The 20,247-nt window shown below is 71.7% G+C and carries 15 protein-coding genes; 3 read left to right on the top strand and 12 right to left on the bottom strand.

Annotation, left to right across the window (positions count from 1 at the left end; translation table 11 throughout):
- Positions 1-82: 82 nt before the first annotated feature.
- The 9 genes from ACIQVZ_RS32735 to ACIQVZ_RS32695 all read right to left on the bottom strand — a co-directional run bounded on the left by ACIQVZ_RS32735 (position 83) and on the right by ACIQVZ_RS32695 (position 12,695).
- The gene (locus ACIQVZ_RS32735; RefSeq protein WP_350881092.1) at positions 83-673 is read right to left on the bottom strand and encodes an ATP/GTP-binding protein; all 591 of its coding nucleotides are present in this window, start codon (positions 671-673) and stop codon (positions 83-85) included.
- Positions 648-1,022 (bottom strand): DUF742 domain-containing protein, encoded by a 375-nt coding sequence (locus tag ACIQVZ_RS32730; protein WP_350881090.1) that lies wholly within the window; start codon positions 1,020-1,022, stop codon positions 648-650. Before ACIQVZ_RS32730 ends, ACIQVZ_RS32735 begins: the two co-directional genes overlap by 26 nt.
- The gene (locus ACIQVZ_RS32725) at positions 1,019-1,429 is read right to left on the bottom strand and encodes a roadblock/LC7 domain-containing protein (RefSeq protein ID WP_350881088.1); all 411 of its coding nucleotides are present in this window, start codon (positions 1,427-1,429) and stop codon (positions 1,019-1,021) included. The genes ACIQVZ_RS32730 and ACIQVZ_RS32725 overlap by 4 nt, the downstream gene beginning before the upstream one ends.
- Entirely contained in the window at positions 1,426-2,736 is a 1,311-nt protein-coding gene (locus ACIQVZ_RS32720) for an ATP-binding protein (protein WP_350881086.1), read from the bottom strand. Before ACIQVZ_RS32720 ends, ACIQVZ_RS32725 begins: the two co-directional genes overlap by 4 nt.
- A 434-nt stretch (positions 2,737-3,170) precedes the next feature.
- Complete coding sequence (locus tag ACIQVZ_RS32715; protein WP_402454969.1) at positions 3,171-8,117, bottom strand: NAD-glutamate dehydrogenase; 4,947 nt, start codon at positions 8,115-8,117, stop codon at positions 3,171-3,173.
- Between the two features lie 283 nt (positions 8,118-8,400).
- Entirely contained in the window at positions 8,401-10,026 is a 1,626-nt protein-coding gene (pruA, locus tag ACIQVZ_RS32710) for an L-glutamate gamma-semialdehyde dehydrogenase (RefSeq protein WP_350881255.1), read from the bottom strand.
- A 151-nt stretch (positions 10,027-10,177) separates the two neighbouring features.
- On the bottom strand, positions 10,178-10,837 hold the full coding sequence (locus ACIQVZ_RS32705) for an HAD family hydrolase (RefSeq protein WP_079135844.1): 660 nt from the start codon (positions 10,835-10,837) through the stop codon (positions 10,178-10,180).
- 85 nt (positions 10,838-10,922) lie between these two features.
- Positions 10,923-11,432, bottom strand: coding sequence for a DUF6912 family protein (locus tag ACIQVZ_RS32700; RefSeq protein ID WP_350881082.1), 510 nt, complete (start codon positions 11,430-11,432; stop codon positions 10,923-10,925).
- A gap of 90 nt (positions 11,433-11,522) precedes the next feature.
- A complete protein-coding gene (locus ACIQVZ_RS32695) occupies positions 11,523-12,695 on the bottom strand; it encodes a patatin-like phospholipase family protein (protein ID WP_402454965.1) in 1,173 nt (390 codons plus the stop codon).
- Positions 12,696-13,054: 359 nt separating this feature from the next.
- Here ACIQVZ_RS32695 and ACIQVZ_RS32690 point away from each other — a divergent pair, with 359 nt between their 5' ends.
- Positions 13,055-13,495 (top strand): Rv3235 family protein, encoded by a 441-nt coding sequence (locus tag ACIQVZ_RS32690; RefSeq protein ID WP_350881078.1) that lies wholly within the window; start codon positions 13,055-13,057, stop codon positions 13,493-13,495.
- A 146-nt stretch (positions 13,496-13,641) separates the two neighbouring features.
- Here ACIQVZ_RS32690 and secA read toward each other — a convergent pair whose 3' ends face one another.
- Positions 13,642-16,404, bottom strand: coding sequence for a preprotein translocase subunit SecA (gene secA / locus ACIQVZ_RS32685; protein WP_350881075.1), 2,763 nt, complete (start codon positions 16,402-16,404; stop codon positions 13,642-13,644).
- A 242-nt stretch (positions 16,405-16,646) separates the two neighbouring features.
- Here secA and ACIQVZ_RS32680 point away from each other — a divergent pair, with 242 nt between their 5' ends.
- Both ACIQVZ_RS32680 and ACIQVZ_RS32675 read left to right on the top strand, forming a co-directional pair.
- Positions 16,647-17,219, top strand: coding sequence for a GNAT family N-acetyltransferase (locus ACIQVZ_RS32680; protein ID WP_350881073.1), 573 nt, complete (start codon positions 16,647-16,649; stop codon positions 17,217-17,219).
- Positions 17,220-17,275: 56 nt separating this feature from the next.
- On the top strand, positions 17,276-18,499 hold the full coding sequence (locus ACIQVZ_RS32675) for a winged helix-turn-helix domain-containing protein (RefSeq protein WP_402454960.1): 1,224 nt from the start codon (positions 17,276-17,278) through the stop codon (positions 18,497-18,499).
- Between the two features lie 19 nt (positions 18,500-18,518).
- Here the strand turns inward: ACIQVZ_RS32675 and ACIQVZ_RS32670 are convergent, their stop codons facing one another.
- Both ACIQVZ_RS32670 and hpf read right to left on the bottom strand, forming a co-directional pair.
- Positions 18,519-19,277 (bottom strand): response regulator transcription factor, encoded by a 759-nt coding sequence (locus ACIQVZ_RS32670; protein WP_079135841.1) that lies wholly within the window; start codon positions 19,275-19,277, stop codon positions 18,519-18,521.
- Positions 19,278-19,482: 205 nt separating this feature from the next.
- On the bottom strand, positions 19,483-20,175 hold the full coding sequence (hpf, locus tag ACIQVZ_RS32665; protein WP_350887620.1) for a ribosome hibernation-promoting factor, HPF/YfiA family: 693 nt from the start codon (positions 20,173-20,175) through the stop codon (positions 19,483-19,485).
- Positions 20,176-20,247: the final 72 nt, after the last annotated feature.

Below are 20,247 nucleotides of genomic sequence, written 5' to 3'. Positions count from 1 at the left end.
TCCTTGGAGGTGGCCCCGGGCGGGTGCGGACCCGGGAGGCGTGAGGGGAGGGAGGCGTGGGGGAGGTCAGGAGGCGCGGGGGTCAGGAGGCGCGGTCGAGCAGGTGCCGGACGAGCGTCAGTAGGGCGTTGGCCGAGGAACGCTGGTCCCGCGCGTCGCAGAACACCACCGGTGTGTGCGGCAGCAGGTCGAGTGCCTCGCGCAGCTGGTCCTCGGTGTACTCGTCCTGCCGGTCGAAGCTGTTGACCGCCACGGCGTACTCCAGGCCGTACTGCTCGATCAGGTCGATGACGGGGAAGGTGTCCGCGAGGCGGGTCGGGTCGGCCAGCAGCAGCGCTCCCAGCGCGCCCCGCGCCATGTCCTCCCAGAGCTGCATGAACCGTTGCTGCCCCGGCGTGCCGAACAGGTACAGCACCAGGTCGTCGCCGAGGGTCAGCCGGCCGAAGTCCAGGGCGACGGTCGTGGTCTTCTTGTCCGGTACGCCGCGGAGGTCGTCGACGCGGATGGACGCCTGCGTCATGCTCTCCTCGGTGCTCAGCGGGGCGATCTCCGACAAGGCCCCGATGAGCGTGGTCTTGCCGACCGCGAAGTGCCCCACGACCAGGATCTTGACCGCGGTCGTCACCGCGCCCGGGACGTAGATGTCCTCAGGCGAACCGGCGTTGAAGTCCATGCAGTACCTTCTCTAGAAGTCTCGGATCCGGGGCCTGGGCCGGGGGCGGGGCCGACCGGCACAGCAGCCGTCCCTCGTGGATCAGGTCCGTCAGCAGCAGCCTCACGACTCCCACCGGCAGCTCCAGCCGGGCCGCGACCTCGGCCACCGAGAGGTAGCCGCCGGAGCACAGCTCCCAGATCGCCCGGGTCTCCGGGCTCGGCAGGGCAGGGAGGTCCTGCTCGGGCGCGACGGTGACCAAGGTGATCAGAGACAGGGCTTCCGCACTCGGTAACTCGCGCCCGCCGGTGATCACGTAGGAGCGGATGAAGCCGCCGGTGACCCGCTGTTCCTCGCCGCCGGCCGTCATGAGCCGCTGAGCGTGCTCTGGCGCGGCGCCGCCGACATCGCCCGTCCGAGCGCGCCCACCTGCTGCTGCATCCGGAAGGACATCGCCTCCATGTCGACGTCGGGGGCGGTGGAGGCGGCCAGGTACGCACCGCTGCCGGCCGCGATCAGGAAGATCCAGCCGTGGTCGTACTCCAGCAGGGTCTGGCGCCAGACCCCGGCGCCTGCGCCGTCTCCGCCGACGAACGGGGCGACCGCGCGGCTCAGCGACTGCATCGAGCTCATCGCGGCGGCGTTGGTCTCCGCCTCGTCACGGCCTATCTCGCTGGACCGTTCGAGCAGGAGGCCGTCGGCGGAGACGAGGATGGCGTGCCGGGCGCCGGGTACCTGGAGTACGTCGTTGAGCACCCAGGACAGATCGCGGCTCACTGGATCTCGGTTCCTTCCGTGTTCGTGGTGTTACGCCCGGACAGCGTGCCGCGCTGGAACGCGCCGAGGCGGGACGGCGTGTTCTGGCCGGGGCTCCGCACCGGCGCCTCGGCCCGGCCGGGGTCCTGCGGGGAGGGGAGGACCGACACCGGGCGGTGGCGGCGGCGGCGGGGCAGCTGCCCGTCCGCGGTCATCTCCGGTTCCGTCACCGCCGCCGGCACCGGCGCCAGGGGCGTCGCCGGTTCGGGCAGCGACACGAGCCGCTGACCGGGGGCCTGCGCCCAGGCCTGCGCGGGCTGCTCCGCCGGCGGGGCCTGGTAGTCGCCGCGCGCGCCCTGGTGGTCACCGTGCGCGGTCTGGTGGTCGCCGTGCACGGCGGTGGCCGGGGCCGGGGCCGCGACCTCGCTGCTGAGCAGCTCGGCCGGCAGCAGCACCACGGCCCGCACGCCCCCGTACGGGGAGACCGAGTCGACGGAGACCCGGAAGCCGTAGCGGGCGGCCAGCATGCCGGAGACGGCGAAGCCGAACTTCGGGGGGTTGCCCAGGCTGGTGAGGCCGATCGGCGCGCCCGGGTTCAGGAGCACCGCCGCGCGGTCCTTCTCCTCCTGGCCCATGCCGAGGCCGGCGTCGTCGACGATCAGGCAGACCCCGGTGGGGACGGCCTGGACGCTGACCTCCACCGGGGTGTCCGGGGCGGAGTAGTTGGTCGCGTTGGCGAGCAGCTCGGACAGCACGACGGCGACCGGCTCGACGACCTTGCTGACGAGCGCGACGCTGACCTGGGAGTGGATCCGTACCCGGTCGAAGTGCCGGATCCGGCCCTGGGCGCTGCGGACCACGTCGTAGACCGAGGCGACGCTCTCCCGGCGGCCCAGCCAGCCGCCGCAGAGCACCGCGATGCCCTGGGCGCGCCGGCCGAACTGGCTGTTGGTGTGGTCGATCGTCATCAGGTCGGCCAGGATCTGCGGGCTGTCGCCGTACTTCCGCTGCACCTTGTCGATGACGACCTGCTGTTCGTCGGCCAGGCCCTGCAGCGTCCGCATCGCCGCCTTGAGGACGGCCTTGGTGTCCTCCTCGGCGTCGCGGCGGACGTCCGTCAGCTCGGAAGCGTGCTGGTTCCGCAGGTGGTCGTGCAGCACGGCGAACTCGTCGCGCTGCCGCTGCGCCAGGGCGCCGGCCTCCTCCAGGGAAACGTTTCGCCGCCGCAGGGCGAGGTTCGTCCTGCGGGCCTGGAGGGCCGCTCCGACGGCTACGAGCATCACCACGATGAAGACCCAGAAAAAGGGTTCCTGCACAAATGACGTCATGAAACTCTCTTCAGGTGGCACCGTGTGGAGCCGGTCCGGGCCCCGAGGCGCGAATGGGACTGGCGGCCTGAACCCCCTCCGAAAGACACCTGATGTCACATCACATCGCGGTGCTTTCCGGCACGGGACCTGCGGCGACGCCTATCGCGGGGTCAGCCTACTGCAACTCCTGGCAGGTCAGAACAGCTACCAAAAAGGGCAGTTGGGGCGAAGTTCCACGGTCGACCGGGAACTCCGTTGGGGCTCGGCGGACTTCGTAGCGCGACGTTAATCGCGGGGACATATCCCGGCCAAGCCCCGACCCGTGCGCAGCGTGACGATTCCGTCACCGTCCGGAATCCACCGCCCGTCGGCCGGACACGAAAGGCGGACACGAAAGGCGGCGGGCCCGCGTCCGTGGACGCGGGCCCGCCGCCTTGCCGTGCCGCCTGCCGTCAGCGCATGGAACCCGTGCGCAGGAGGGTGCGGATGACGCGCATCGCGACCGAGAGGCTGGACAGCTCGTAGTTGTCCGAACCCCTTATGTCGTCGAGGGTGCTCTTGGCGCGGTTCAGCAGGGTGGCGTTGAGGTCCGCCCAGGCGCCGTAGCGCTCCTCCGGGGTGGCGCCCTCGGGGCCGCAGGCGAGGATGTCGGCGGTCAGCGCCGCGTGCGCCGCGAAGAGGTCCTCGCGGATCGCGGCCCGGGCCATCGACGACCAGCGGTCGGTGCGGGGCAGCTCGATGATGCGGTCGAGCAGGTGGGTGATCTGGAGGCGGTCGGCGAGGTCGTAGTAGAGCTCGGCGACCTCGGCGACGTCCTTGTCGGAGCGGTCCGCGACCTCGCTGATGTCCAGGGTCGGGAAGGTCGAGGAGAGGCCTGCGATCCGGGTGGCCAGATCCTCCGGCACCCCGGCCGAGGCGAGCTCGTTGTAGACGGCCTCGAACCAGACCAGGTCGTCGCCGCGCAGCGGCTTGGGCAGCGAGCCCCAGACCTGGTCGACCCGGTCGTGGAAGAACTCGATGGTGCCGGCGATGTCGAGCGGCTGGCGGCGGTTGTTGAGCATCCACCGGGTGGCGCGCTCGACCAGGCGCCGCGAGTGCAGCCGCATCTTGGTCTGGACCCGGGCCGTGACCTCGTTGTCCAGGCCCTCGATCTCGGCCCAGATGTCCTCCAGGTCGAACACGGCCCTGGCGGCGGTGTGGGTCCGGGCGATCTCCTCGTAGGTCGCGCCGGTCTCCTCCTTCAGCCGGAAGGCGAAGGTGCAGCCACCGCGGTTGATCGTGTCGTTGACGATCAGGGTGGTGATGATCTCGCGGCGCAGCGCGTGGTTGTCGATCGCGTCGGCGAACCGGGCCCGCAGCGCGCTCGGGAAGTAGTCGTGCAGCGCGGTGTGGAAGTACGGGTCGTCGGGCAGCGGGGTGGCGAGCAGTTCCTCGGCCAGCGTGATCTTGGTGTACGCGAGCAGGACGGACATCTCGGGCTGCGAGAGGCCGCGGCCGTTCTGCTGGCGCTCGCGGATCTGGCGCTCGGTGGGGAGGAACTCCAGGCCCCGGTCGAGCTGGCCGGCCGACTCCAGCCGGTTGATCATCCGGGAGTGGACGTTGACCATGCTGTGCGCCTGGGCGACGGCGTTGGCCAGCACCACGTTCTGCGCGTAGTTGTTGCGCAGCACCAGGTGGCCGACCTCGTCGGTCATCTCGGCGAGCAGGACGTTGCGCTGCTTGACCGTCATGTCGCCGTCGGCGACGACCTGGTTGAGCAGGATCTTGATGTTGACCTCGTGGTCCGAGGTGTCCACGCCGGCCGAGTTGTCGATGGCGTCGGTGTTGATCCAGCCGCCGGTGCTCTCGGGGCCGCCGACCGCGGCGTACTCGATGCGGCCGAGCTGGGTGCAGCCGAGGTTGCCGCCCTCGCCGATGACGCGGGCCCGGACCTGGTCGCCGTTGACGCGGATGGCGTCGTTGGCCTTGTCGCCGACCTCGGCGTTGGTCTCGGTGGAGGCCTTGACGTAGGTGCCGATGCCGCCGTTCCAGAACAGGTCGACCGGCGCCTGGAGGATCGCCTTCATCAGCTCGGCCGGGGTGAGCCGGGTGTCCTGGACGCCGAGGGCGGCCCGGACCTGCGTGCTGAGCTGGATCGACTTGGCGGTGCGCGGGAAGACGCCGCCGCCGGCCGAGATCAGCGACTTGTCGTAGTCGTCCCAGGAGCTGCGGGGCAGCTCGAAGAGCCGGCGCCGCTCGGCGTAGGAGGCGGCGGCGTCCGGGTTCGGGTCGAGGAAGATGTGGCGGTGGTCGAAGGCGGCGACCAGGCGGATGTGCTCGCTGAGCAGCATGCCGTTGCCGAAGACGTCGCCGGACATGTCGCCGATGCCGATGACCTTGAAGTCCTCGGTCTGGGTGTCGACGCCGAGCTCGCGGAAGTTGCGCTTGACCGACTCCCAGGCGCCGCGGGCCGTGATGCCCATGCCCTTGTGGTCGTAGCCGGCCGAGCCGCCGGAGGCGAACGCGTCGCCCAGCCAGAAGCCGTAGGACTCGGCGACGCCGTTGGCGATGTCGGAGAAGGTCGCGGTGCCCTTGTCGGCGGCGACGACGAGGTAGGTGTCGTCCTCGTCGTGGCGGACGACGTCGGCCGGGTGGACGACCTCGCCGGCGACCAGGTTGTCGGTGATGTCGAGCAGCGCGGAGATGAACGTCTTGTACGAGGAGATGCCCTCGGCCAGCCAGGCGTCCCGGTCGACCGACGGGTCCGGCAGCTGCTTGGCGACGAAGCCGCCCTTGGCGCCGACCGGCACGATGACGGTGTTCTTGACCATCTGCGCCTTGACCAGGCCGAGGATCTCGGTGCGGAAGTCCTCGCGCCGGTCGGACCAGCGCAGACCGCCGCGGGCGACCTTGCCGAAGCGCAGGTGCACGCCCTCGACCTGCGGTGAGTACACCCAGATCTCGAACGCGGGACGCGGGGCCGGCAGGTCCGGGATGGCCTTCGGGTCGAACTTCATCGACACGTAGGAGTGCCAGTCACCGGAGCCGTCGTGCTGGAAGAAGTTGGTCCGCAGGGTGGCCGTGATGAGGTGCAGGAAGGAGCGCAGGATGCGGTCCTCGTCCAGCGAGACGACCTCGTCGAGCGCGCCGGACAGCTCCTCCAGGATGCCCTCGGTCAGCTCGGCGGCGCCCTGCTGGTGGCTGGGGCTCAGCCGCGCCTCGAACAGGTTGACCAGCAGCCGGGTGGTGTGGGTGTTGTTGCGGAGCGCGTCCTCCATGTAGTCCTGGGAGAACGTGGAGCCCGCCTGGCGCAGGTACTTGGCGTACGCGCGCAGCACCGTCGCCTGGCGCCAGGTCAGCCCGGCGGTGAGGACCAGCTCGTTGAAGCCGTCGTTCTCGGCCTTGCCGGTCCAGGTGGCGGCGAAGGTCTCCTGGAAGCGCTCGCGGGCCTCGTCGGTGAGCTCGGTGGCCTCGCGCAGCCGCAGGCCGAAGTCGTACACCCACGCGGTGGTGTCGTCGGAGCGGCGCAGCGCGTACGGGTGCTCGTCCAGCACCTCGACGCCCAGGCGCTGGAGCACCGGCAGGACCTCGGTGAGCGAGATCGGGCCGCCGACCCGGTAGACCTTGAAGCGGCGCTCGTCGTCGCCGGCGCCGACCGGCTGGTACAGGTTGAGGCGGAAGTCGCCCTCGCCGTGCAGCGACTCGATCTGCTTGATGTCGGCGACGGCGGTGCGCGGCGGGAAGTCGGCGCGGTAGCCGTCGGGGAAGGCGTTGGCGTACTTGTGGCCGAGCTCGGCGGCCTTCTCCTCGCCCAGTTCGGTGTGCAGCTGGTCGTGGAAGCCGTCCATCCAGAACCGGGCGGCCTCGGCGAGGCGGTTCTCGATCCGCTCGATGTCGGAGTCGGTGAGCTGCGGCAGTTCGGTGCCGGGGGCGACGCGGACCACGAAGTGCAGGCGGGTCAGCACCGACTCGGTGGCGTACACCGTGTAGTCGATGGTCGCGCCGTTCAGCTCTTCCTTGAGGATGTCGGTGAGCAGCAGCCGGATCCGGGTGGTGTAGCGGTCGCGCGGCAGGTAGATGAACGCGGAGAAGTAGCGCCCGTACTCGTCCTGGCGCAGGAAGAGCCGCAGCTTACGGCGCTCCTGGAGGTACAGCACGCTGGTGGCGATGGAGATCAGCTCGGAGGCCGCGGTCTGGAACATCTCGTCCCGCGGGAAGGTCTCCATGATCTGCAGCAGGTCGCGGCCGTCGTGGCTCTCGCTGGAGAAGCCGGAGCCTTCGAGCACCTCCTGCACCTTGCGGCGCACGACCGGGATGCGGGTGACCGACTCGGTGTAGGCGGCGGAGGAGAACAGGCCGAGGAAGCGGCGCTCGCCGATCGGCTCGCCGGCGGCGTTGAACTTCTTGACGCCGACGTAGTCCAGGTAGGACGGGCGGTGCACGGTGGAGCGGCTGTTGGCCTTGGTGAGGACGAGCAGCTTCTTCTCGTGGGCCTTGGCGCGGACCGGCGCGGAGAGGCGGCCGAAGGCCTCGCTGGCCGGGTGGTGGTGGTCGTCGTGGCCGTGCGGGTCGGAGCGCAGGATGCCGAGGCCGGTCCCGGCGACGGCCTTCAGGACCTCCTCGCCCTCGTGCTCGACCAGGTCGTACTCGCGGTAGCCGAGGAAGGTGAAGTGGTCGTCGGCGAGCCAGCGCATCAGCTCCCAGGCTTCGCCGACCTCCTGCTCGGCCAGGCCGGTCGGGGGCTCCTCGGCGAGCTCGTCGGCCAGGCGCAGCGCGCTCTGGCGCATCTTGCTCCAGTCCTCGACGACCTCGCGGACGTCGCCGAGCACCCGGCGCAGGTCGGTCTCGATCGCGCGCAGGTCGTCGCGGTCGGTCTCGCGGTCGATCTCGATGTGCATCCACGACTCGACGGTCGCGTCGGCGGGCCACTCGGTGCCGGCGGCCTGGCTGCGGGAGCAGGCGTCGACGTCCAGGATCTCCAGCAGCTTGCCGGTGATGTCACGGCGGACGACCAGCTGGGGGTGGATCACGACGTGGATGGCGCGGTCCTGGCGGGACAGCTCGTTGGTGACGGAGTCGACCAGGAAGGGCATGTCGTCGGTGACGACCTCGACCACGGTGTGGCCGCAGGACCAGCCGTTCTCCTCGACCGAGGGGGTGTACACCCGCACCTCGGCGGTGCCCTGCGGGCGCTTGAGGCCCAGCCGGTAGTGGGAGGCCGCCGCGCCGTAGACGTCGACCGGGTCGCGGTCGACCAGGTCCTCGGGCGCGGTGTGGAGGTAGTAGTGGTGCAGGTACGCGGTCAGAGCGCCGTTGCTCAGACCTTCCCCCGGCGCCGCTCCCCCCACCTGGCTGTTCTCAGCGGCTGCTGCTGCCTTCTTGAGCAGGTCGGCCTTGGCTGCGTCCAGCTTGGTCTGCATGACTTCTTGGCTCCTGTCGCGCGCCGTTGCGTGACTCGGTGGTGTGTGGGTGTACACCGACGGGTCACTCGCAATCCTGCCGCACCTTCCAACTGAAAAGGCTTCATGGCGCGCATGAAATGCCTTCGCAGCGGGTAGGACGATTCGTCCTGCGGAGCCACCCGACGACGCCAGCCAGCCTAACCGGATCAATCGAAGGTGGACAGGGACAGGGAGGCGCAAACCCGCAGGATGATCGGTCCGTCCTGGACACCATGTCCAAACCGGAGCCTTCCGTTCACTCTCAGCCCATGTGCGGGTACCGCAGGTCCGTGGGGGGAACGAAGGTCTCCTTGATCGCGCGGGCCGACGTCCAGCGCAGGAGGTTCTGGGCGGCGCCCGCCTTGTCGTTGGTCCCGGAGGCCCGGCCGCCGCCGAAGGGCTGCTGGCCGACGACCGCGCCGGTCGGCTTGTCGTTGATGTAGAAGTTCCCGGCGGTGAACCGCAGCGCCTCGACCGCCTGGGCGATGGCGTAACGATCCTGCGCGATCACCGAACCGGTCAGGCCGTACGGAGCGCCGGAGTCGACCCGGCGCAGCACGTCCTCCCAGCGGGCGTCCTCGTACACGTGGACGGCCAGGATCGGACCGAAGTACTCCGTCCGGAAGATCTCGTTGCGGTAGTCGGAGGAGACCAGGACGGTCGGCCGGACGAACCAGCCGATCGCGTCGTCGTACTGGCCGCCCGCCGCCAGCTCGATCGTCGGATCGGCCTTGGCCCGCTCGATGGCGTCCCGGTTCTTCTCGAAGGCGCGCCGGTCGATGAGGGCGCCCATGAAGTTGGAGAGGTCGGTGACGTCGCCCACCGTGAGCGCGTCCACCTCGGCCACCAGCTCGTCCTTGATCTTCTGCCAGAGGCTGCGCGGCAGGTAGGCCCGGGAGAGCGCCGAGCACTTCTGGCCCTGGTACTCGAACGCGCCGCGGACCAGCGCCGCCTTCAGGATCGCCGGGTCGGCCGAGCGGTGGGCCAGCAGGAAGTCCTTGCCGCCGGTCTCGCCGACGATCCGCGGGTACGCCCGGTAGCCGCCGATGTTGGCGCCGATGGTCTGCCAGAGCGACTGGAAGGTGGCTGTGGAGCCGGTGAAGTGCAGCCCGGCGAGTGCCGGGTCGGCGAGGGCGACCGCGGACAGCTGGACGCCGTCGCCGGTGACCAGGTTGATCACCCCGGGCGGCAGACCGGCCGCCTCCAGCAGCCGCATCAGGTAGTGCGCGGCCAGGGTCTGGGTCGGCGCGGGCTTCCAGACCACGGTGTTGCCCATCAGCGCGGGGGCGGTCGGCAGGTTGCCGGCGATCGCGGTGAAGTTGAACGGGGTGATCGCGTAGACGAAGCCCTCCAGCGGGCGGTGGTCCACCCGGTTCCAGACGCCCGGCGCGGAGATCGGCTGCTCGGCCAGGATCCGCCGGGCGAACCGGACGTTGAACCGCCAGAAGTCGATCAGCTCGCAGGCGGAGTCGATCTCGGCCTGCTGCGCGGTCTTGGACTGGCCGAGCATGGTGGCCGCGTTGAGGGTCTCCCGCCAGGGCCCGGCCAGCAGGTCGGCGGCCCGCAGGAAGACCGCCGCCCGGTCGTCGAAGGACAGCGACCGCCACTGCCGGCCCGCCGCGAGCGCCGAGTCCACCGCCGCGCGGGCGTCCTCCCGGGTGGCGTTGCCCAGCACCCCCAGCTTGGCGGCGTGGTGGTGCGGCTGGACGACGTCGATCCGCTCGCCGCCGCCGAACCTCTGCTCGCCGCCGATGGTCATCGGCAACGGGATCTGCTCGGCCGCCAGCTCGTCCAGCCGCCGGACCAGCCGGTCCCGCTCCGGGCTGCCGGGCGCGTACCCCAGCACCGGCTCGTTGACCGGGAGGGGCACCTCGGTGACTGCGTCGATCGGCATGGCGGCTCCGTCCTGCTGACTGCTCCGGTGGGAGGGCCCGATCCCACCGGACAGGCCCTGGTCCAGCCTGACCAGCGGCCGCACGATCCGCCCGCTCAGACACGCGGACGGCGGACGTGGCGCCCGCCACGCCCACCACCGACGGTCAGCCCCGCCCCAGCCGCCCGGCCAGCTCGACCGCCTCCGCCAGACTGTCCACCACCGGCACTCCGAGCGGCTCCAGCTTCTCCCGGGTGTGCGAGCCGCCGGTGTACAGCACCGCGCGCGCACCCGCGCCCAGCGCCGCCCGGGCGTCGTCCGCGGCGTCGCCGATCAGCACCGTACGGGCCGGGTCCACCCGCTCGCCGAGCGCGGCCAGGTGCCGGGCCAGCTGCTCCGCCTTCTGGCCGCCGGACGGGCCGCTGCGGCCGTCCACCCGCAGGAACCGGCCGGTCAGGCCGAAGGCGTCGACCAGCGGCAGCAGCTTCTCGTGCTCGTACATCGACAGCAGCGACTGGCTGTGCCCGGCTTCCCGCCAGCCGTCCATCAGCTCGTGCACGCCGTCCGTCAGCCCGCAGGCCGGGCTCAGCTCCCGGTAGCGGTCGTGGAAGGCCTCGTCCAGCCGGAGCCACTCCTCCTGGGACGGCATCCGGCCGAGCAGCCGCTCGTAGAACCGGGGGATCGGGATCTCGTACTGCTCGCGGTACTCCCGCATGGTCATCGGCCCGACGCCGATGGTCGCGAACGCGGCGTTGCTCGCGCCGAGCACCGCCTCCATGTCGTGGAAGAGCGTGCCGTTCCAGTCCCAAACGATGTGTGTAGCCACGCGCGAAACGGTAGCCCCGACCACCGACACGCCGGTAGGACGAGGCTCACGCACCCTGCCGCTCCGCTCGGGCGCGGCCGGCCGTTCAGGCCAGCAGCGCGGAGATCTCCTGGGTCGCGAACCAGAGCAGGTCGTGGTCCTCGGCCCCGTCCACGGTGAACTGGGCGTCCTGGTCGCCCGCGTCGGCCGCGGCCACCGCCGCCACCGCCGCCGCGACGTCCTCGACCACCTCGCCGTCGGCGACGTCCGCGTGCACCGCCGCCGCCTTCGCCAGCGGCAGCGGGCCGGCCAGCACCACCCGGCCGAGCGAGGCCTGGTCCTGGTACTCGTCGCCGGGGAACGGCCGGACGGCCGAGTCGGCCACGTCCAGGGCCACCACGACCCGGCGGCGCGGGGCGTCCGGGTCGGCGGCCAGCAGCCGCAGGGAGGACTGCGCGGCCCGGTTCAGCGCCGCGTACTCCAGCTCCTCCAGGTCGTCACTGACGTACCACTCGCGCAGCGCGGGCGTCACGGCGTAGGCCGCGGACTGGTCCAGGGCACCACCCGGGTGCGCCGCCGCCAGGCCGTTCAGGGTGGTGGGCACGTACACGCGCATCGGTGGCACTCTCCGGTTCGTCCAGCGGCACAGCTTCCAGCGCCCCAAGAATAAGCGCCGCCGGGCCGGGCGTGATCACCTCGGCCCGACTCAGCGGGCGGCCCGCAGGGCCTCACCGCACGTGCGCAGGGCGCTCTCCAGCACCGCGTCGCGGCGGGCCGGGTCCATCATGTTCGGGCCCATCACGGCCAGGTCGGCCGGCGTCGGCGCTAGCAGCCGCACCCGTACGCCCTCGGCCCGCAGCAGCACGGCCTCGCGCAGCAGCTGCCGGGTGACGGCCCGGCGGTAGCGGCTGACCAGTTGGGCCAGCACGCCGCGCGGGCGGTCCCGGGCGCGCCACTCGCGCAGCGCGGCGAGGGAGCCCGCGAGCCCGCTGGTGCCGGCGACCCCGCCGGCGTCGGCTCGGTCGGCGCGGTCGGTGCCGTCGGCGCGGTCGGCGCGGTCGGCACGGGGGCTCAGCCGCAGGGCCATCGGGGCGAGCACGTACACCTCGTCCAGGCCGCGGCCGAGCAGCAGGTCGGCGTTGGTGGCGGACCAGCAGCCGCCGTCCACGTACGCCGAGCCGTTCAGTTGCACCGGCGCGAACCAGCCGGGGATCGAGCAGGAGGCCATCACCGCGTCGGCGACCGCGACCGCCGGGGCGTCCGGGTCCCCGAAGACCACCCGGCGGCCGCTGCGGTAGTCCACGGCCGCCACCCGCAGCGCCCCCGCCCCGGCATCGGCGTCGGCCTCGCCGTCGGCGCCCGGCGGCGGCCAGCCGCCCGGGCCGAGCAGGCCGCGCACCAGCTCGCCGACCGGGGCCAGCGAACCGCGGCCGGGCGGCGCCATCGCCGACACCATGGTCAGCAGCGGATACTCGCGCGGGTGCCGGACGGCGTCCCGCAGCAGGCCGGGCGAGCCGATGCCCGCCCCGGGGCGGGGCGGCAACGCGCCGCCGGCGGCCGTGTCGTAGTCGAAGTCCACCCCGGCCAGCGGGCCGTCGGTGATCGGCAGGCCGCGCTGGTGGTCACGCAGTTGCTCGGTGCGGACCCCGCCGGCCAGCATCGCGCCGAGGATCGAGCCCGCCGAGGTGCCGAGCAGCACGTCCGCGCGGCCCGGCCGCCAGCCGGTGGCCTCCTCGACGGCGCAGAGCGCGCCGACCGTCCAGGCCGCGCCGAGCATCCCGCCGCCGCCCAGCACCAGGCCGCGCCGGGGTCCGTCCCCGGTCGGCGGGGCGGTGCCCGCGGCCGCCGGGGCCGGAACCGCCGCTACCCGTGTCGTCATCGCGACCGCCCCTCGTCGTGGGTGCGGTCGTGGCCGCTCGGCCCGTCCCGCTCCGCGCGGTTCCCGATCAGGCTCCGATGGTGCGCGCCGACGGCCGGGCACCGCAACGGGGGAGGCGATTCGGGCCACCCGGTCCGGCGCATCGAACCGTCCCCTTTCGGACCGTACGGCCCGCCCACGCACGTCAATCGGGCACCGCACGACCGCGCGCCGGGCCCGTCACCGCACTGCCCGATTCACTCGGATAGGTGAACTTGCCGGTCACTCCGGGAGCGGCGGCAAAAGCCCTTGCCGCCCGACGCGGCTCACCGCTAGCAAGGACCCGTCCGCACCCGCACCACCGTGTCGAGGAGCCCGCCGTGACCGCACCGCTCACCGCCCGCCCGCACCGCCGGCCGCGCACGACCGCCGCCCACGACCCGGCCGGGCGCCGCCCGCGCCACCCCCGCGCCGCCTGCACCGGCCCGGCCGGCCACGACCCCCGGGCACTGGCCTCCCGCTTCGCCCACCAGCTGGTCGAGGTGCTCACCGGCGCCCGGCCCTCCGGCCAGCTGATGCGGCACACCAGCCTGGACGGCTACGGGCAGCTCGCCTCCCTGGTCCGGGCCGGCGCGCTGCGCCGCGGCGGCGCCGCCGACCGGCCCCGGCTGGGCCCGGTGCACGACCGGTCGCCCTCGCCCGACGCGGTCGAGGCCTGCGTCCGGGTCGACCTCGGCCGCCGACACCACATGGTGGCCTTCCGGCTGGAGCAGCGCGGCCAGGCCGGGCAGTGGCAGTGCACCGCCGTGGAGGCCCGATGACCACGGCCGTCACGACCACGGCCGTCGCAGCGGCCAGGGCGGCCACAGCGGCCCCCACGGCCGCGTGGCGGACGGGAAGGACGGGAACGGCACAGGGCGCCGCCCCCGTCCGGGAGCGGCGCCCTGTGCGGCGTCCTGCGGCCTGCTCAGCCCTTGCGGCGGCGGCCCTTGGCCGACTTCGCGGCCTTGCGGCGCTCGGCGCGGGTCAGCCCGTCGCCCTCGTCCTCCGGCGCGAGGTCCTCGAAGTCGCCCTCGATGACACCGCCGCCGACCTCGTCCGAGGGGGCCGTGTAGTGCAGCCGCTGCGGCTTCGGGGCCTCCAGGCCCTTGGCCTTGATCTCCGGGCGGGCGGCGTCCTTCTCCAGCTTGTCGAGCAGCACCTCGGCGTCAGCGACCGGGACCTCCTCGACCTGCTGCTCGACCTGGACCTCCAGGTTGAACAGGTAGCCGACGGACTCCTCCTTGATGCCCTCCATCATCGCGGTGAACATGTCGAAGCCCTCGCGCTGGTACTCGATCAGCGGGTCGCGCTGCGCCATGGCCCGCAGGCCGATGCCCTCCTGGAGGTAGTCCATCTCGTAGAGGTGCTCGCGCCAGCGGCGGTCCAGCACCGACAGCACGACCCGGCGCTCCAGCTCACGCATGATCTCGGCGCCGAGCTGGTCCTCGCGGGCGCCGTACTGCGCCTGGATGTCCTCCTGGACGACCTTGACCAGGAACTCGGAGGTCATCGCGGCGGGGCCGCCGGCCTCCTCCTCCAGCTCCTCCAGGTCCAGGGTGACCGGGTAGAGCTGCTTGAGCGCGGTCCAGAGCTTCTCCAGGTCCCAGTCGTCCTCGAAGCCCTCGCCGGTGGCCGCCTTGACGTAGGCCTCGACGGTGTCGTCCATGAAGTGGCCGACCTGCTCCTGCAGGTCCTCGCCCTCCAGCACGCGGCGGCGCTCGCCGTAGATGACCTCGCGCTGGCGGTTCAGCACCTCGTCGTACTTGAGGACGTTCTTGCGGATCTCGAAGTTCTGCTGCTCGACCTGGGTCTGCGCGGAGGCGATCGCCCGGGTGACCATCTTGGACTCGATCGGCACGTCCTCGGGCACGTTGGCCATCGACAGCACGCGCTCGACCATGCCGGCCTTGAACAGGCGCATCAGGTCGTCGCCCAGCGACAGGTAGAAGCGGGACTCGCCCGGGTCGCCCTGACGGCCGGAGCGGCCGCGCAGCTGGTTGTCGATCCGGCGGGACTCGTGCCGCTCGGTGCCCAGCACGTAGAGGCCGCCGGCCTCCTTGACCTCGTCCTGCTCCGCCTTGACCGAGGCCTTGGCCTTCTCCAGGGCGGCGGGGAACGCGGCCTCGTACTCCTCCGGGGTCTCGGTCGGGGTGAGCCCGCGCTGCGCCAGCTCGGCCGCCGCGAGGTGGTCGGAGTTTCCGCCGAGCATGATGTCGGTACCGCGGCCGGCCATGTTGGTGGCGACGGTCACGGCGCCCTTGCGGCCCGCCTGCGCGACGATCTGCGCCTCGCGCTCGTGGTGCTTGGCGTTCAGCACCTCGTGCGGGATGCCGCGCTTGCGCAGCTCCTGCGACAGGTACTCGGACTTCTCCACCGACACGGTGCCGACCAGCACCGGCTGGCCCTTCTCGTGCTTCTCGGCGATGTCCTCGACCACGGCGGCGAACTTGGCCGGCTCCGACTTGTAGATCAGGTCGGGCTGGTCGATGCGCAGCGGGTTCTTGTTGGTCGGGATCGGCACCACGCCGAGCTTGTAGATCTGGTGGAACTCGGCGGCCTCGGTGGTGCCGGTACCGGTCATGCCGGCGAGCTTGTCGTACAGGCGGAAGAAGTTCTGCAGGGTGATGGTGGCCAGCGTCTGGTTCTCGTTCTGGACCTCCACCCCCTCCTTCGCCTCGATCGCCTGGTGCATGCCCTCGTTGTAGCGGCGGCCGGCCAGGATGCGGCCGGTGTGCTCGTCGACGATCATGACCTCGCCGTTCATGACGACGTAGTCCTTGTCCGCCCGGTACAGCTCCTTCGCCTTGATGGCGTTGTTCAGGAAGCCGACCAGCGGGGTGTTCACCGACTCGTAGAGGTTGTCGATGCCAAGGTAGTCCTCGACCCGGGTGACGCCCTCCTCCAGGATGCCGACGGTGCGCTTCTTCTCGTCGACCTCGTAGTCGCGGTCGATCTTCAGGCGCAGCACCAGCTTGGCGAAGTCGGCGTACCACTTGGTCGCCTGGTCGGCCGGGCCGGAGATGATCAGCGGGGTGCGGGCCTCGTCGATGAGGATCGAGTCGACCTCGTCGACGACCGCGAAGTTGTGGCCGCGCTGGACGAGTTCGTCCTTCGACCAGGCCATGTTGTCACGCAGGTAGTCGAAGCCGAACTCGTTGTTCGTGCCGTACGTGATGTCCATCGAGTACTGGTGCTTGCGCTCGGCGGGCGTCATGTTGCCGAGGATCACGCCGACTTCGAGGCCGAGGAAGCGGTGCACCCGGCCCATCCACTCCGAGTCGCGCTCGGCGAGGTAGTCGTTGACGGTGATCAGGTGGACGCCCTTGCCGGTGAGCGCGTTCAGGTACGCGGGCAGGGTGCCGACGAGGGTCTTGCCCTCACCGGTGCGCATCTCCGCGACGTACCCGTGGTGCAGGGCCGCGCCACCCATGAGCTGAACGTCGTAGTGCCGCTGGCCGAGCACCCGCTTGGCGGCCTCGCGCACCGTGGCGAACGCCTCGGGGAGGATGTCGTCCAGGGTCTCGCCGTCCGCGAGCCGCTGCTTGTACTCGTCGGTCAGCGCGCGCAGCTCGGCGTCGGTGAGGTTGACGAAGTCCTCTTCGATGGAGTTGACCTGGGCAGCAATCCGCTGCAGCTTGCGAAGGATCTTGCCTTCGCCGGCGCGCAGGATCTTGTCGAAGACGGACACTTGGGCGGGCTCCTTGCCTGTATTGGCACTGGACGACTGCACGGCGGGTTCACCCCACCGCACGGGCCATCGTATGCGAGGAGTCCAATGCCCCGGGAGGTGCGTCAGCACGGTATTCCCGTGTCACCCGCGCGAGCACTTGATCCGATAGCACCGCCCACCGGGACAAACCGGTCAGCGGATCGAGGGGTCGGCCCGATATTCGGATGCCCGAATTCCTCTTTCCACGGAATAATCCGCCCATGGAAGAGCCCCGCACCGTCACCCTCACCACGGACCGCCTCGTCCTGCGGGCCCCGCGGGAGTCGGACATCGACGCCGTCTTCGCCGCCTGCCAGGACGCCGAGATCCAGCGCTGGACGGTCGTCCCGAGCCCGTACCGGCGCGAGGACGCCGAGTACTTCGTCCGCGACCTCGCCGCGCAGGGCTGGCGCACCGGCGAGAACCGGATCTGGTGCGTGTTCGAGCGCGGCTCCGACGCCCTGGTCGGCACCCAGGGCCTCGTGCTGCGCCCCGGCGACCCGGGCTCCGCCGAGGTCGGCTGGTGGGCGACGAAGGAGTTCCGCGGCCGCGGCTACACGGTCGAGGCCGCCCGCGCGGTCGCCCGCCACGGCCTGGTCGAGCTCGGCCTGCGCCGCCTGGAGTGGCAGGCCTACGTGGGCAACGAGGGCTCCCGCGCGGTGGCCGAGAAGGTCGGCTACCGCTTCGAGGGCACCCTGCGCTCGTACGCCGAGCAGCGCGGCACCTTCCACGACGCCTGGATCGCCTCGCTGCTCGCCTCGGACCTCCCGGACCTCCCGGACCTCCGGCCCTGACCGCTGCCCCGGCGCACCCCGACCCGCTGTCGGTACCCCGGACTACCCTCGCCGACATGACCGCCCTGTCTGCCGCCGGCTCCCCCGCCGGCCCGCCGCCCGCCACCGTCCTGAGCGCCGACGAAGCCCGCCGGATCGCCCTTCGCGCCCAGGGCCTGCTCGGCGCGCCGGACCGCCGGGCCGGGGTGCGCGGGGTGCTGCGGCACCTGGGCGCCGTCCAGCTGGACACCATCTCGGTGCTGGCCCGCTCGCACGAACTGGTGCCGTACGCCCGACTCGGCGCGGTCGGCCGTCCGGCCGTCGAGGCGGCGTACTGGGGCGCGGGCACGAGCTTCGAGTACTGGTCGCACGCGGCCTGCGTCCTGCCGGTCGAGGAGTGGCCGCTGTTCGCGTTCCGGCGCCGCCGCTACCGCGAGCGCGGCCACCTCTGGGGCCACCAGGTGACGCCCGAGACGTACCGGCACGTACTCGACAAGCTGCGCGCCGAGGGCCCGTTGACCTCCACGGAGCTGGGCGGCGCCAAGAAGACCGCCGAGTGGTGGGACTGGTCGGACACCAAGATCGCGGTGGAGCGGGCGCTGGCCTTCGGCGACGTGGTCTGCACCGAGCGCCGGAGCTGGAAGCGCGTCTACGCGCTGGCCGAACAGGCCATCCCCGAGGCGCTGTTCGGGCAGGACCGCACCGACCGGGAGTGCGTGCGCACCCTGGTCGCCCAGGCCGGGGCCGCGCTCGGCGTGGCCACCCGGGCCGACCTGTCGGACTACCACCGGCTGCGCGCCGAGGAGCTGGACCCGGTCCTCGCGGACTGCGGGCTCGTCCCGGTCGAGGTGGCCGGCTGGGGCCCGGGCGGTGCCGCGGCGGCGGCCTGGGCCGACCCGGCCGCACTGGCCACCGCCCCGCGCGGGCGCCACTGCACCACGCTGCTCTCGCCGTTCGACTCGCTGATCTGGGACCGCGCGCGCACCGAGCGGATCTTCGGCATGACGCACCGGCTGGAGGCCTACACGCCCAAGCACAAGCGGGTGCACGGCTACTTCGCGATGCCGCTGCTGGCCGGCGGCCGGCTGGTGGGCCGGGTCGACCCGGCCCGGGAGGGGCGCACCCTGGTGGCCCGTCAGGTCTCGCTGGACGGCGGGCGAGGGCACGGCGCCCGGCACGTCGAGGCGCTGGCGGCGGCCCTGCGCGAGGCGGCCGCCTGGGTGGGCTGCGACGGCGTCCGGGTCGAGGCCCTGCCGGACGAACGGCTGCGCCCGGCCCTCGAAAAACTCCTCGCGAGCTAGGGCACAAGGCGCAGCCGGGTCACCCTATTTCGAGGATCTTCTCGCGCATCGCGTACACCACGGCCTCCATCCTGGAGTGCAGTTGGAGCTTCTCCAGGATGTTGCGCACGTGGTTCTTCACGGTGTTCTCGCTGATGAACAGCTCCTTGGCGATCTCCCGGTTGTTCATCCCGGTCGCCACCAGCTTGAGCACCTCCAACTCCCGGTCGGTGAGCCGGGGTGCGGGCACCAGGTCCCGGTCGTCGGAGCGGCGCTGGATCATCGACTTGAACTCGGTGAGCAGCTTGGACGCCATCGACGGGCTGATCTGGGACTGCCCGTCGGCGACCGCGCGGATCGCGGTGGCGACCTCGTCGGTGGAGATCTCCTTCAGCAGGTAGCCGGTGGCGCCCGCCTTGATCGCCTCGTAGAGGTCGGCCTCCTCGTCGCTTATCGTCAACATGATGATCTTGGTGCTGGGTGCCACGTCCTTGATCGCGGTGCAGGCCTCGATCCCGCTGCGGCGCGGCATCCGGACGTCCATCAGGATGATGTCCGGCAGCAGGTCGGCAGCCTTCAGCACGGCCTCGGCGCCGTCGCCGGCCTCGCCGACGACCTTGATGTCCGGCTCCTCCGCGAGCACGATCTCCAGTCCCCGGCGGAACAGCGCGTGGTCGTCCACCACCAGCACGCGGATCGGCTCACCCCGGTGCGGCGCGTACGCGGGTTCCTCCTCCGGTCCCGGTGACAGTCCGGTGACCGGCCCCGTAGCGGGCCCCAGCCCGAAGTGATCCCCCATCCGCTCCTCCCCCTTCGCGGGTCGTCGTGCGCCAATCATTCCACGCCGCGCGGCCGTTGCGGTCACCCTCCGACGCCACCGTTCCGCATCGGGTGACCTCCCGGGCCCGCCCTCGACTCCCGCTCCACCCGCCCTGCCCCGAAACGCCGGTGACCCCGGCGGACTCGGCCGCCGGGGTCACCCCTCCAGGATTGTCTTCGGACGGTCAGTCCTCGTCGTCGCTTTCGCCGATCGCCCCGCCCGCACCACTGCCCGAGCCGGCCGACCCGTCGGTCTCCAGGTGGATGACGCCGTAGTGGTAGCCGCGACGGCGGTAGACGACGCTCGGCAGGCCGCTGTCCTTCTCCACGAAGAGGTAGAAGTCGTGGCCGACCAGTTCCATCTCGTACAGCGCCTGGTCCAGCGCCATGGGGGCGGCCGGGTGGGTCTTCTCCCGGACCACCAGCGGGCCTTCGCCCTCCACTTCCAGGGATCCCATCATGGTCTTGCGGACGGCCCCGTTGGTCTCGCCCTCCGGCGCCGCCGTGTCCGGCAGCGCGGCCAGCGCCGCGGTCGCCTCGGCGACGCTGATGGGGGTGCGGCCGTTGCCGCCCTTGTGCACTCGGCGCCGGTCCGCGGACTTGCGCAGCTGGGCGTCGAGCTTCGCCGAGGCCAGGTCGAGCGCCGCGTACGGGTCGGCGGCGGCGGCTTCGGCCCGGATCACCGGCCCACGGGTACGGAGAGTGATCTCCACCCGCTCGGACCGGTCGGCCTGCCGCGGGTTGTGCTCCTTGGACACCTCGACGTCGAGGCTGATCACCTTGCCGTCGAACTTCTGGACCTTCTCCAGCTTCTCGGCCACGTGCTCGCGGAACCTCTTGGGCACCTCGGTCTTGCGGCCCTTGACGACGATGTCCACGCAGAACTCCGATCCCTCGTGCTGACGCCGATCCGGGTGCTACCGGACCGGACTGAGACCCAGCTGGACCAG

It is taken from the genome of Kitasatospora sp. NPDC098663 (assembly GCF_044760075.1).
GTDB lineage: Bacteria > Actinomycetota > Actinomycetes > Streptomycetales > Streptomycetaceae > Kitasatospora.
This window is presented reverse-complemented; position numbering and strand designations above follow the sequence as displayed.